This is a genomic window from Streptomyces sp. NPDC027663, assembly GCF_055566415.1.
Map to the genome: position 1 here is coordinate 46,226 of NZ_JBVHSK010000011.1, position 12,565 is coordinate 58,790.

The window sequence follows — 12,565 nt, forward strand, 5'->3', positions numbered from 1 at the left end:
GCCGGGCACCCGTCGTCGTCACCGGCCGGGGGCAGCACGGGGGCCCGGACCGGCGACACCGGGGTGCCCGGGAGCACGGATGAGCCCGTGACCCGGGTCCGGGCTCCGTTCGTGGCCGGTCTCGCGCTCGCCTCGCTGGGGCTGTGGACCGCCTTCTACACGCCCGTCCAGGTGTTGCTGGCCCGGCAGTTGCAGGTGATCGACCCCGGCGGCAAGGAGACGGCCCTCGCCCTCGTCACCGGGATCGGGGCCCTCGTCGGCCTGGTGGCCACACCGCTGGCCGGTGCGCTGTCGGACCGTACCGCCTCCCGGTTCGGCCGCCGCCGCCCCTGGCTGGCGGGCGGCGCGCTGTGTGCCGCCGCGGGTCTCGCCCTGCTGTCGCGGCAGGGGACCGTGGCCACGGTGGCCGGTGCCTGGTGCCTGGCCCAGCTGGGGCTCGGCGCCGTGCTGGCCGCCCTCGTCGCCGAGATCCCCGATCAGGTCCCGGCGTCCCAACGCGCCCGCGTCAGCGCCTGGATCGGTGCCGCCCAGCCGGTGTCGGTGCTGCTGGGCACCGTACTGGTCACCGAGGTGGTGACGGGCACAGCCGCAGGTTACGCGGTTCCGGCGCTCGCCGTCGTGACCGGTGCCGCCCTGTTCCTGGCCCTCGTCACCGACGCCCCGCCGGGGCACCGGCCGGCGTCGTCCGGCGCCCCGCGTCACATCCTCCGGGGCACCTGGGGGTCGTTGCGCCGCCACCCGGACTTCGCGCTGGCCTGGGTCACCCGCTTTCTGATCCAGTCCGGCAACGCCATCGGAACGCTGTACCTGCTGTACTTCCTGCGCGACGAGGTCCACTTCGAGCAGCGGTTCCCCGGCCGCAGCGCCGAACAGGGCCTGACGGTGCTGGTGTCGCTGTACGCGCTGGGCATCGTGGGCGCCGCCTTCGCCGGCGCGGCGTACTCCGACCGGTACGGCCGCCGGCGCACCCCGATCGTGGTGGCCGGCACCATGATCGCCGCCGCGGCGCTGCTGCTGGCGGTGTGGCCGAGCTGGACGGCTGCCCTGGCCGCGGCTCCTTCGATGGGACTCGGTTACGGCGTCTACGTCTCCGTCGACCAGGCCCTGGTCACCGACGTACTGCCGAGTTCGGGCGACCGGGGCAGGGACCTCGGTGTCACCAACATCGCCAACGTACTGCCGCATGTGCTGGGTCCGCTCGTGGCGGCGGCCCTGGTGAGCGCCCCGGGCGGCTACCGGTCGCTGTTCGCGGTCACCGCCGTCCTGACGCTGGCCGGCGCGCTGCTGGTCCGCCGCATCCGCGGCGTGCGCTGAGCCGCGGCCGAGCCCCGGGGCCCGGCGGCCCGTGCCACCCCCTACTCAGTGAACTTCCTCAGCGAAGAAGGACCTGATGACCGACGAGTTGTACATCGCCGGCTGCGCTGCCTGGCTGCCGCCGCCCGTTCCGGCGGCCGACGCGGTGGCATCGGGAGCGTTTCCGGCGGCCGAGGCCCGCAGGACCGGCATGCAGTCGGTCACGGTCGCCTCCCCGGACGACTCGGCACCGGCGATGGCCGCGCGGGCCGCACGAGCCGCCCTGGGCCGCGCTGGACGCTCCTCCAGCGAGGTGGGACTGCTGCTCCACGCCACGTTGTACGACCAGGGCCATGACCTGTGGGGCACGGCCTCGTACGTCCAGGCGCTGGCACTCGGCACCGGGCGGCCGGCCTGCCCCGCCGTGGAGATCCGCCAGGTGTCCAACGGCGGAATGGCCTCCATGGAACTCGCCGGGGCGTTCCTGTCCTCGGCCGAGACGTCCCACGCGGCCCTGCTCACGGCGGGCGACGTGTTCTGCCCGCCCGCCTTCGACCGGTGGCGCGCCGATCCGGGAACGGTCTACGCCGACGGCGGCGCGGCCCTCGTCCTGGCCCGGGACGGCGGCTTCGCGCGCGTGCGCAGCCTGGTGACCGTCTCCGATCCGGGCCTGGAACGCATGCACCGCGGGGACCACCCGTTCCGGCCGCCCGCCGACGGGCGGGTGCGGAAGGTGAACCTCGAGGAGTGCAAGGAGCAGTACCTGTCCCGGCACGGGATGCGGGCCACCGTGGACCGGGCCGCGCGGGGGCAGCGGTCCGCCGTGGAGGAGGCGTTGGCCGGCGCCAAGGCTGAACTCGGCGACATCGCCCGGTTCGTGCTGCCCCATCTCGGCCGCCGCAGGCTGGAGTCGGCCTACTTCCGGCCCTTCGGGATCGCCCCGGAGCGCACGACCTGGCCATGGAGCCGGACGGTGGGGCATCTCGGGGCCGGTGACCAGTTCGCCGGCCTGGCACGGCTGGTCGAGCAACGCGAGGTGCTGCCCGGCGACCTGGTCCTGCTGCTCGGCGTCGGCGCGGGGTTCACCTGGTCCGGCGCCGTGGTGGAGATCCTCGAACTCCCGGACTGGCAGGAGTGACCGCCGGCCGCACCGGCACCGTCGTCGCGTGGTACGGCAACCTCTCACAGCCCGAACTCCCGGTGGCACCAGGTGAACAGATCACGTGCCTCGTCGAGCCATCGGTCGGCCAGCGCGTCGAACGCCTGCTGGGACAGCGCACAGACCAGTGGCAGCGTACGGATGCCGCTCAGGTACGCGGGCCGGCCGCCGCCGAGGTTGCAGACCGCGAGCATCGGGGCCAGCCGATCGACGTTCCAGGCATTGGCGGCGGCCGCCGCGAGGGCGATCCGGTCCTCCGTCAGATAACGGTCGTCCGTGACCAGCACCAGCAGCAGTTCGTTGCGCGTCGTCGTGAACGCCACGGTGATCCTCCGCCGGGCGTCCGCGTGGTCCAGCCCGACCGTCACGGAGTGCGCATCGGCTTCGAGGGGAAGACCGTGCCGTGCTCCCCACGTGCGCACCAGCCGATGCCAGTGATCGGCCAGCACGAGCCCGCCGGACGACGGAAGGTCAGGTTCGGACACGTCGTACCGCCTGCAGCACCAAACGGTCGGTCAGACCGGCGTCCAGCAGAACTCTGACCCCCGCCGGGAGCGTACGCACCGGACGGGGCTGCTCCAGCGACGCGTCGGGAAGGGACGGCGGGGCGGTGACACGGGCGGGAACCGCGTCCCGGGCGAGCCAGGCCGCCCCCTTGGCCACCGCGAGTTCCGGCTCGGACACGTCCAGCACCGGCCGCCTGGAGCGGGCGGCCAGCAGTTCACCGACCATGGGGAGCCGGGAGCTGCCGCCCACCGGGACGATGAGGTCGAGATCCGCCCAGCCGAGGCCGTGGGCCCGCAGCACTCGCTCGCACTCCGCGACGGTGTCCGACAGCAGCGGGCGGATGGCCTCGCTCAGCTCGGCCCGGGTGAGCGTGACCTCGACGGGAGGATCGAGCATGGTGAGCAGATCGGTGTGCTCCGACGAGACGGACAGTTGCTGCTTGAACGCCGTGCACACCTCCGCGAGCTGCGTCCTGCGGCGCAGCACGCCCGGGCCGCGGTCGGAGGACCGCACCGAGTCCAGGGCGGCGGCGGGACAGCGGGCCTTTATCAGGCCGAGGACCGCCTGATCGATGGCCAGCCCGCCGACATGGGGCAGACCGCCGGGGGAGCCGAGAACGGTGAGGCCGTCCCGGGTCCCCCGGCCGATGGCGAGGTCGAACGTGCCGCCCCCCAGGTCGTACACCAGGATGGTCCGCTCCCGGTCCATACCGTGGTCGTGCAGGGCGTGGACGGCGGCCGCAACCGGCTCCGTGTGCACTTCGACCGTCTCCCGCGGGAGGCCCGCGGCCTCGGCGGCGTCCACCATGAGCCCCCTGCGGGCTCGCTCCCATGTGGCCGGAACGCTGATGCCCACCCGGTCCGGCTCGGCCCCAACGGCACGGCGGGCCTGTGCCACGAGGAAGCCGAGGACCCGTGCGGTCAGCTCCTCGCTGGTGAAACGGCGCTCGCCGAGCCGGTGCGGGAACGGCTCGCCGAACTCCCGCTTGAATTCGGCCCGGAAATACTCGGGACGGCGCAGGCGCGCGTTCTGGGCCGCCTGCCCCACCACCATGGATCCGTCGGGCAGCAGACACACGGCGGTGCGTACGGAGGTCGCCCCGTGAGCGCTCACGGGGTCGCGCACCGGCAGCGGGGGGTGCCCCTGACGCAGGACCACCAGGGCGGAGGTCCAGGTGCCGAAGTCGATGCCGTAGACCACGCCGTGGCCTCGGTCCGCCGTGTCCCCTGTCGTTGCATCGGTCATGGGGTGTCGAACTGGTCGGGGTCGAAGGAAGCGCCGATCACCGGCGGCAGGGTGGTGTCGATTCCCGCCGGGTCCGAAGGCCAGTCCGTCCCGGCGCCATGAGGTGCCTCCTGGTCGGGGACGACGATCGCCGTGCCGGCCGGGACGTCCTGGCCCAGCCCGTGCAGTGCGGCATCCAGGACGAGGTCCACCGCGACGTCGCCGGTCACCGCGGCCACCGTGGCCCCGGCCATGGCGGCGGCCCCGGAGCCTGCGGCCGGTGCGGCGTGCGGCGACACCCCTGACGGCGCCGAGGGCGGTGCCGGGCGCGGTACCGAGGGCGGCGCCGGGCGCGGTGCCGGTTGCGACGGCGCGGGCCGCGGTGCGGGGGGTGCTGCCGACCGCTTGGCCAGGCGGTCCACGCGGGAGCGCAGCCGGTCGAGTTCTCCCTGCAGGTGGCGATAGCGCTCCTGGCGGGCACGTAGTTCGCCGCGCCTGCGTGCGCAGGCCTCCTTGGTCTGCCGGCCCGCCTGCTGGAGCCTGCGGCACGACTCGGCCAGCGACTCCTGTTGGGCGGCGAGCTGGGCGTTCAGTTCCTTCACCATCGACTGGGCGATGTCCCCGTACGCCTGTTGGAAGGATTCGGATGCGTGCCGCCGGTTGGCGGCGAGCTCCTGGCAGACCAGCTGGAGCAGCCGCGCATCACGCTCGCGCCGGGCGCGCTCGCGCAGATCCTGCCGGTGGTTGCGGAGGCCGTGGACCAAGCCCATCAGGCCCAGCCCGGTGGCCACCACCATGCCGCTGAACGGTTCGATCATGGCGACGCCCGCTCCCACGCCGAGGCCGGCCATGCCGGTGGACCAACTCGCCCGGAGCTGGTCGAAGATGCGGGCCGGCCGGACGTTGAGCGGCACGGTCGGGACCGTGATGCCGGGGGTGAAGGGAGGCTGGGGTGCCTCGGGCGACGTGAGACGGAGACTGGTGAGCCGGGCGAATTCCTCCATGATCTGCATGGCCACGCCGGCCAGCCTGTCACGTGCCTCGGTGAGTGCCCCGTGCATGCCGGAGGCGACCTCGCCGATCAACTCGTCGGAGCCCGGGTCGGCTCCGGCGGACACCTTCTCCTGGTAGCGGCGCAGCACCGAGTCGAAGGTGTCCTGCAGCGCCGCGCGGGCCTGCCGGGTGTCCACCTCGAAGCGCCGGGTCAGCTCGGTACGCCAGCCGGCGCTGCCGGAACTCAACTGCGTGAGCCGGGCGGTGGTCTCCTCGACCTGGCCGCGGATCCGCCGCAGGGACTCGTCGGACTCCAGTGCGGCCAACTCGTTGACCAGCGGAGACCCCGCCGTCGCCAGGGCGTCGCCCAGCCCGTCCAGCGCCCGGCGAAGCTGTGTCGCCCAACTCGTGGTGGCGAGCCCTTCCCACAGTTCGAGCTCCAGTTCCGGGAATCCCGAGTCGGCGAGCAGCCGGTCGTCGGTGCGGTCCCGGAGCCATTTGAGTTTGCGGTAGGAGGACACCGGCACGATCACCAGGTCGTCGGCCGGCCTTCCGGTGCGTGCCGCGAGCTTCTCGCGGGTGCCCGCGACCACCGGGCCGGCATCCCGCACCTTGTCGGTCTTGGTGACGGCGGTGACGACCACCTCGCACTTCGCCAGGGCCTCGCCCAGGAAGTCCAGCTCGTACGTGGCGGGCGGCTCGATCGCGTCGCAGACGAAGACCAGTCCGTCGGCCCGCTCCAGGAAGGCACGGGTGGCCGCTGTGTGTTCACCGTTGACGCTGCCGACCCCGGGGGTGTCGACGACCACCAGGCCCCCTTCCAGCGGGGGTACCGGGGCCTGGATCTCGACCAGCCGGACGTTCTTGTGATTGCCGGGGTTGCCCTGCTCCGTGACGTAGTCGGCGAGCTGCGGGAGAGGCAGTTCGAGCCGCCGGGTGCGGCCCCCGGAGCCCGTGTCCCCGAGGTGGACCACGGCGCGCTCCTCGGCTCCCCACGCCAGCGTGGACACCACACAGGTGGCCACGTCGACATCCACCGGGAACAGACCGGGCCGTTCCACCAGCGCATTGAGAAGCGACGACTTGCCGCGCTTGTACTCACCGACCACCACCACATGACAGGTGCCGGCTTCCAGGCGTTCCCTGGACCGCGCAAGCAACTCCCGCTGACGGGGTCCCAGTTCGTCCAGCAGTTCGTCGAGGACTTTCGGATAGGCGGCCAGCACGTCGGTGCGAAGACGACTGGTGGCGTTGTGCCGCATGGTGGTTCACCCTTCGTCGGGCGGATGGTCGCCGGGCAGGTACTGCTGGAGGAACTTGGGCGCAAGCCGCCGGTAGGAAGGAACGAGACAGGGCTCCATCAGCCGGCCCAGCAGCGCACGGAACTCCGCGGTCACCGCCCCGTCGGGCTGCCGCCCGAGCGAGAAGGCGGCGAAGAGTTCGTCGTACACGCCGAACAGACGGGTGCGCAGCGCGCGGTACCCGTCATGCGACAGCATCTCGACGGCGGGGTGGGGGAATCGGCCGACGGGATGCGCCCACTCCTGCCGGGAGCGGCGCGGCTCCTTGAAGCGCAGGTCGGAGTACTCGACCAGACGCCCGGTGGACCAGTCCAGGGTGACAGTGGCGAACGGCGGGAAGAGATCGGCGCCGCCTGCCGGATCGGGACGCAGGACGAACAGCGGCAGCCGGGCGAAGACCCGCGGCTCGCCGTCCTGGATCACCGCGAGGGGAACGGGCCAGGCGATGCCGCACTCCATGGGCGCGACCTCGCGCATGGTCCGTGAGCGGCGCAGTGTTCTGACGAGATCCTCGCAGCGGGGCAGATCACGACCGGTACGGGTCATGCCGGCACCGCCCCGGGGGAACCGGCTGCCACCAGCAGGTTGCCGGAGTCCTGCCACGCTCCCAGGAACTCGTCCAGCGGAACGGCCAGGCCCTGTCCGTCCGGATGCCCGGAATCGTTGAGGATCACCATGGGGGAGGCCGGGTCGCTGTGGTCGAACCCGGTGACCCACACGGCGTGGTCGGCATCCTGGCCCGGGATACCCGGCACACCGCCCACGGGGTCGTCGGTCGGGTCGTACCCGGGGGTCCAGATCTCGCCGGAGTCGAGCCCCACGATGGCGGCTCCACCGCTCGCGACCACCTGTTCCAGCTGCTCCAAGGTCGCCCCTTCCACATGCTCGACCGGGACACCGTGGTACTCCAGCAGGTTTCCCACATCGTCGGGCGCGGTGCCGGAACCGTCGAACCAGCCCATGCTCGCCGCCTCCTGGGTGAGCTGCTCCTCGCTGAACTCCTGCCCGGTGAGATAGGTGAGGACCATGCCCTGCGCGCCGATGGCACAGGCGTTCTCACCGGTGTGCGGGCGCCACATCTCCATGGCTTCGCCAGGGTGTCCGGAGACCGCCGTCGGATCGCTGTGCGCCGGATCGAAGTTCGGCAGGTCGGGAATGCCGCCGACGGCCGGTTCGAGCGCCGGCGCCGGCGCCCAGCTGTCCTCGTGGGGCACCACCGCAGCAGCCGGGTCCATGGGGTCGCCCAGGAGCATCTGGTCCGTCAGGTTGACGGGGGACGCCGGATCCATGTAGTCGGTGAGGTCCACCTCGGCCTCGGGGTGGATGCCTGCACCGGCACCCGGGTCGTCCGGTTCCCAGCTCATCGCGCGGTCCCTTCGTCGTCGTTCCCGTACAGCAGCTGCCCGGCCCGGCCGATCTGGTCGGCCACCCGCTCGTAGGAACGCAGCACCACCCGCGCCGCGGTCAGGGTGGGCCCGTCGACCAGCGGGTCGGAGCACAGGGCGGCCCACTGGGCGGCGTGGCGGCGGGCCGTCGCCAGCAGCGTGTCGACGGGTGTGCCGACGGGCAGGCCCAGCCGGGCCGCACAGCTGGTGCCGTGTTCGCCGGTGACGGCGAGCAGTTGGGACTCCTGCTCCTGCGTCAGGTCGAGACCGCCGTCGTAGTACGCGCGCAGCGCGGCCAGTTCCGCCGGCCCCGGATCGGTGACCTGGAGCCGTTCCAGCAGTGTGGCCACCCGGTCCGCCGCTGCGGGTACCGGCCGCCCGGTGAGCTGCGCCGTGGCCCGCAGTCGGGACACCTCGTCGGCGATCTCGCGGCGGCCGTGGTCCAGCTTGATCAGCCCGGCCCGGTTGCCGAAGTGCCGCAGCACCGTCTCCCGCAGAGCGAGCACACCGCTGCGCTCGAGCAGCGTCCGGCGCACCGCGTCCTCCCCCAGGCCCTCCCGCAACAGGCCGCAGGCCAGAAAGACCCCCCACGCCCCCATCCGGCCGACCAGATCGGCGCGGACGCCGGCCGGGACCGGCAGCTGCGGATAGTCGCGGCCGCAGAAGTGACCGACGTCCTCCATGAGGTCCGCGAGCCGCCGAGGCGGCACCTTCGCCAGTGCCGACAGCGGACCGAAGGCCTCGGAAGGCATGCGCTGGGCGGCGATGCCGAGAAGACCGGCGACGGGCACGACCGTGCGGAACACGCGCCGCACGGCGGGCCGTAGCGCGTACGAGTCGGCGATACGGCGGGCGGTCTTCATCGGGTCGTGGTCCAGCGGATCGGCGGGCATGCCGTCGCGGCCGGTTTCGCCGATCGGCGGCCAGTACTGGTCGCTGCGCGACAGCACCCCGAACGCCTTCAGTGGGCTCACGACCGCCCCGTACGCCCCGGCGAAGCTGTCGACCGCCTGCTGGTCGGCCCGGCCCAGACCACGGCTGAAGACGAAGACGACCGCGTCGGCCCGGTCCATCTCCGCCGCGCTCAGGTCGTGCACCGACCGGGCGTCCCCGCCCAGTTCCCCGAGCACCCGGGCGGCGTCCTCGCGCTCCGCCGGATCGTCGATGCCGAGGAAGGACAGGGTGTTGTCGGCATCGGTGCCGTGCACACTGCCGAGCCCCGGAGTGTCCACGATACGGAACCGGCGCAGCAGCGCGCTGGGCCAGCCCACCTCGACCTTGCGAATGGCACGCAGCTGCCGCAGCCCCGCGGCGTCACGCACCGTCAGCCGGGACAGCGCGTCGGGTGGCCATTCCTCGACCGGGCGTCCGTCCTTGAAGTGGACCAGCAACCGCGGCCGCTCCGCGTGGTGGAACTCGGCGACGTTGAAGGTGAGTTCCAGCTGGCCGGTCTCACAGACTTCTTCGCCGAGCAAGGCGTTGACCAGCGTCGACTTGCCGCGTTTGATCTGGCCGGCGACAGCCACCCGCAAGGGCTGCGTCATGCGGATCCCCGCGGCGCGCAGGATGACGGGGAGGTTGCCTGCCTCCGGGCCCGTGGGGCCGAGTTCCTCGGCGATCCGGGCGAACACCCCTCTGTGAGGGCCTTCGGCGGACGGCGGAAGGAGCGTGTTCGTCATGCCGTCACACCCCCCAGTGGAGGCGCAGGAGGAAGAACAGCACCACGGCTGCGCCGATCAGGAGGGGCTTGATCCAGTCCGACCAGGGGTCGTCTCCGTTGGGAGGCACGGCTTGCTGTCCCGGCGGGTTGACGGGAACGGGCGGCGTGACTCCGTGGATGGCCGGCCCCGGGGAGACCGGCTGGGGCACGGGGGGCGGCCCCATGGGGGGTGGCTGCGGCGTCTGCTCGGGTGCGTTGAAGGCGTCGTGGCCCGTCGCGTCCGCCCGGTGGCACCAGGGACAGTGCGCCAGGTGGGCCCCATGGGCGTGCCTCGGCCGCCGCGGGCAGATCGTGATCGCGCCCTGCGCCCGCGACTCCTCCAGCGCCGCGAGCCACTGTCGTGACGTCGGACGCTGCGCTGTGTCGAGCAGCCCCGATCCGAACGCCTGGCGGGCCAGGGTCAGCACGGCCGGCGGCAGTACCGTCGGATCGACCAGGCCGCGCGGGATGATCAGCGATTCCGGCCGTACGACGAACGAGCGGCTGGCTGTGATGTTGTCCGAGATCTGGACGTCGTCCTCGCTGTCCCGGGGCACGCCGCCGAACGGGTGGTACCCGGCGGTCAGCAGCTGGTAGACGAGGACCGCCAGCGCGAAGTCGTCGCTCGGCACACTCCCGGGAGCGCCCTGCAGCCGCTCGGGGGCGGCGTAGTCGGGTGTGTGGAGGGTGGCGGGGAACGTCTCACCGGTGCCCGGGTCGCTGAAGCCGATCGAGTCGCAGTCCAGGAACGTGGCGAAGCCGCGCTGGTCGACGACCACGTTCTTCGCCGAGAAGTCACCGATGACCAGGCCTTCGTGATGCAGCCTGGCCGTCATGAACGCCAGGTTCCAGCAGATGCCGAGCAGGAACCTCCAGTCGGCCTCGGCGGGGAACCTGCGCAGCCGCTGCTCCCGGTTGAACAGCGCCATGAGCTGGATGTGGTCCGGCCCCGCGAAGCGCCCCATGCCGTACCCGAGGAAACCGCCGTCCGTTGCGTACGCGAGCCCCACCGGCCAGGCCAGTTCGGGTGGTTGGCCCCCGTCCAACGGGCGTCCCGCCAGGGGGTTGAGGGCGAGCATCCGCCGTAGCCGGTGCTCACGTGCGGCGTCGGGCTGGTGGTAGACCTTCACGACCAGGTCGTCGGCGCCCTCCACCGGATGTACCGCCGCCTCCAGGCCCGAGCCCAGCGCCTGCTCCAGGAGCACCACCGGCCTGCCGTCAAGAATCACCCTCCGCCCCGTCACGGCAGCTCCCCTCCGAACCCCGGACCATCCGTCGTACGGACCGCCCGCACCAGCGTCTTGTCGTCCGCGTTGAGCGCGGTGAGCCGGTCCGACAGCAGCAGCGCCTCCAGCTCCCGGGCGTCGGACCGCGGGTCCGGGCCCGGACGGTCCAGCGAGCGCAGCACCGAGGCGGCGAACGAGCGGTTGGCCGAGAGCACCGGTCCTTGCGCACGGGACAGCGCAGCCTGCGCCAGACCGTCGGTGGAGACCACGACACCGTCCACGCCGTCGTCCCGCACACAGGCGATCCCCACCCTCAGCGCGGCGTCCGCCGAGCTGAGGAACGTGGTCTCGTTGCCGTACTCGCCCGCGGCCTCGGGCTGCGGCAGCAGATGGAACTGGGGTTCGCCGTCCTCCTCACCGGCGCGCAGCACCACGAACCCGTCGCCCAGCGAGGTGTAGCCCAGCCAGCCGGGACCCAGCACCACCACGGTGAGGGTGGTGGCGAAGTCCGCCGGGCCGCTGCGGCCGGCAGTGCCGCCCGCGCGGTCGGCGGACAGTGCCCAGGTGCCGTCGAGGAACGCGTCCAGCACCTCCGAGAAGGCATCCCGCAGCTGGTTGCGGAGATCCTCGGCGCTCCGCGGCACGCCCTCTCGCTCGCCCAGACGGGCCCCGTACACCGACGTGGCCAGCTGGACCGCCAGCTGCGCGCCCTCCTGTGAGCGCGGTCTGCTGCCCGCGCCGTCCGCCACCGCCAGGACCGTGATCGGGGAATGCGCCGGCCCGCTGTGCGTCGTCCCCCACGCGTCCTGGCACGGCATCCCCTGCTGGGCGTGCCGGTACCCCTGCACGCTCATGCCGTGCACCCGCCACGCCCGGCCCTCGACCGGTCCGGTCCCTGTAGCCCGCGCCACCCGATCGCTCCTCACCCTCGCTGCTCGCTCTCAGGAACCCCAGGCCGGACGCTGCGTCTTGAACCGGTTGAACAGCTGCTCGAAGGTCTCCTCCTCCGCCCCCTGCTGTTCGGCGCTGGCGCTCGCGGACATGGTCTGCAGCAGGTCGCGGAACGGGAAGCCCTTGAGGGTGGCGTGGTACTTCGGCGCCAGTTCCCGGAGCACCTGCTGACCGTGTTCGCTGATCCCGCCGATGCCGAAGGCGTAGAAGCGGAAGCGTTTCGCGTCCTGTTCCGCGGCGAGCACCGGGACGAGCCGGCGCCAGGCATCCGTCGCCATGCCCTGGCTGTCGGTCGGCAGGCCGTCGGTCACCAGGCAGATCTGCGGGCGGTAGTACTGCAGCCCGGATCGGCGAAGCTCCGCTTTCCGTTCCGCCACCAGGCGCATCCCGGTCTCCACGGCCTCCGTGAGCAGCGTGACGCCAGAGGCGGTCAGCTGCGGCGGCCGGAACCGGTGGGCGGTGACGAAGGGACTGGCCGGGGCCTGGGGGTCGAGGAGGTTCGGGCCCTGCCAGACTCCGATCCCCGTGCCGCCGAAGGTCACCACGGCGATCTCGACGCTGGAGCTGAGGCCCACGTCGTCCTGGATCTCGCGCCCCCAGAGGGCCAGTGCCTCGTTGAGCAGCCGGATCGGCTCGCCCGCCATGGAGCTGGAGATGTCCAGGCACAGCAGCAGCGGCAGCCGCTGGGAGTTGTTGCCGAGTTCGATGTCCGCGTACGCGGCGGGCAGGTCCTGCGGCGGGGTGGTCGGCGGGCCCGGATTCGCTGGGTGCATGGGACGTGATCCCCTTGTCGTGTCCGTGGTGCGGTGCGGGTGTTGCTCGTTGCT

Annotated in this window: 11 protein-coding genes; 2 read left to right on the forward strand and 9 right to left on the reverse strand. The window is 72.5% G+C overall.

Features of this window, described 5'->3' with window-relative positions:
* The first annotated feature begins 87 nt into the window (after nt 1–87).
* Entirely contained in the window at nt 88–1,314 is a 1,227-nt protein-coding gene (locus ACZ4SF_RS26260; RefSeq protein WP_468388683.1) for an MFS transporter, read from the forward strand.
* 76 nt (nt 1,315–1,390) lie between these two features.
* Nucleotides 1,391–2,431: a ketoacyl-ACP synthase III family protein gene (locus ACZ4SF_RS26265; protein WP_468388685.1), complete on the forward strand. Its 1,041-nt coding sequence runs from the start codon at nt 1,391–1,393 to the stop codon at nt 2,429–2,431.
* Between the two features lie 44 nt (nt 2,432–2,475).
* Here the strand turns inward: ACZ4SF_RS26265 and ACZ4SF_RS26270 are convergent, their stop codons facing one another.
* From ACZ4SF_RS26270 to ACZ4SF_RS26310, 9 genes are all read right to left on the reverse strand, one after another.
* The gene (locus ACZ4SF_RS26270) at nt 2,476–2,937 is read right to left on the reverse strand and encodes a hypothetical protein (RefSeq protein ID WP_468388687.1); all 462 of its coding nucleotides are present in this window, start codon (nt 2,935–2,937) and stop codon (nt 2,476–2,478) included.
* A complete protein-coding gene (locus tag ACZ4SF_RS26275; protein WP_468388689.1) occupies nt 2,924–4,204 on the reverse strand; it encodes an Hsp70 family protein in 1,281 nt (426 codons plus the stop codon). Before ACZ4SF_RS26275 ends, ACZ4SF_RS26270 begins: the two co-directional genes overlap by 14 nt.
* Nucleotides 4,201–6,438 (reverse strand): dynamin family protein, encoded by a 2,238-nt coding sequence (locus tag ACZ4SF_RS26280; RefSeq protein WP_468388691.1) that lies wholly within the window; start codon nt 6,436–6,438, stop codon nt 4,201–4,203. Before ACZ4SF_RS26280 ends, ACZ4SF_RS26275 begins: the two co-directional genes overlap by 4 nt.
* A gap of 6 nt (nt 6,439–6,444) precedes the next feature.
* A complete protein-coding gene (locus ACZ4SF_RS26285) occupies nt 6,445–7,023 on the reverse strand; it encodes a hypothetical protein (protein WP_468388693.1) in 579 nt (192 codons plus the stop codon).
* Complete coding sequence (locus ACZ4SF_RS26290; protein WP_468388695.1) at nt 7,020–7,841, reverse strand: C39 family peptidase; 822 nt, start codon at nt 7,839–7,841, stop codon at nt 7,020–7,022. Before ACZ4SF_RS26290 ends, ACZ4SF_RS26285 begins: the two co-directional genes overlap by 4 nt.
* Entirely contained in the window at nt 7,838–9,541 is a 1,704-nt protein-coding gene (locus tag ACZ4SF_RS26295; protein WP_468388697.1) for a dynamin family protein, read from the reverse strand. Before ACZ4SF_RS26295 ends, ACZ4SF_RS26290 begins: the two co-directional genes overlap by 4 nt.
* Nucleotides 9,542–9,545: 4 nt before the next feature.
* Entirely contained in the window at nt 9,546–10,790 is a 1,245-nt protein-coding gene (locus ACZ4SF_RS26300; protein WP_468388699.1) for a hypothetical protein, read from the reverse strand.
* Nucleotides 10,791–10,801: 11 nt separating this feature from the next.
* Nucleotides 10,802–11,641, reverse strand: coding sequence for a PP2C family serine/threonine-protein phosphatase (locus ACZ4SF_RS26305; protein WP_468388701.1), 840 nt, complete (start codon nt 11,639–11,641; stop codon nt 10,802–10,804).
* A gap of 87 nt (nt 11,642–11,728) precedes the next feature.
* Nucleotides 11,729–12,511: a vWA domain-containing protein gene (locus ACZ4SF_RS26310; protein ID WP_468388703.1), complete on the reverse strand. Its 783-nt coding sequence runs from the start codon at nt 12,509–12,511 to the stop codon at nt 11,729–11,731.
* Between the last annotated feature and the right edge of the window lie 54 nt (nt 12,512–12,565).

Coding starts and splice junctions, on each gene's coding strand:
- ACZ4SF_RS26265 (WP_468388685.1), top strand. CDS start 1,391: ATGACCGACGAGTTGTACATCGCCGGCTGCGCTGCCTGGCTGCCGCCG.
- ACZ4SF_RS26275 (WP_468388689.1), bottom strand. CDS start 4,204: ATGACCGATGCAACGACAGGGGACACGGCGGACCGAGGCCACGGCGTG.
- ACZ4SF_RS26280 (WP_468388691.1), bottom strand. CDS start 6,438: ATGCGGCACAACGCCACCAGTCGTCTTCGCACCGACGTGCTGGCCGCC.
- ACZ4SF_RS26285 (WP_468388693.1), bottom strand. CDS start 7,023: ATGACCCGTACCGGTCGTGATCTGCCCCGCTGCGAGGATCTCGTCAGA.
- ACZ4SF_RS26290 (WP_468388695.1), bottom strand. CDS start 7,841: ATGAGCTGGGAACCGGACGACCCGGGTGCCGGTGCAGGCATCCACCCC.
- ACZ4SF_RS26295 (WP_468388697.1), bottom strand. CDS start 9,541: ATGACGAACACGCTCCTTCCGCCGTCCGCCGAAGGCCCTCACAGAGGG.
- ACZ4SF_RS26305 (WP_468388701.1), bottom strand. CDS start 11,641: ATGAGCGTGCAGGGGTACCGGCACGCCCAGCAGGGGATGCCGTGCCAG.
- ACZ4SF_RS26310 (WP_468388703.1), bottom strand. CDS start 12,511: ATGCACCCAGCGAATCCGGGCCCGCCGACCACCCCGCCGCAGGACCTG.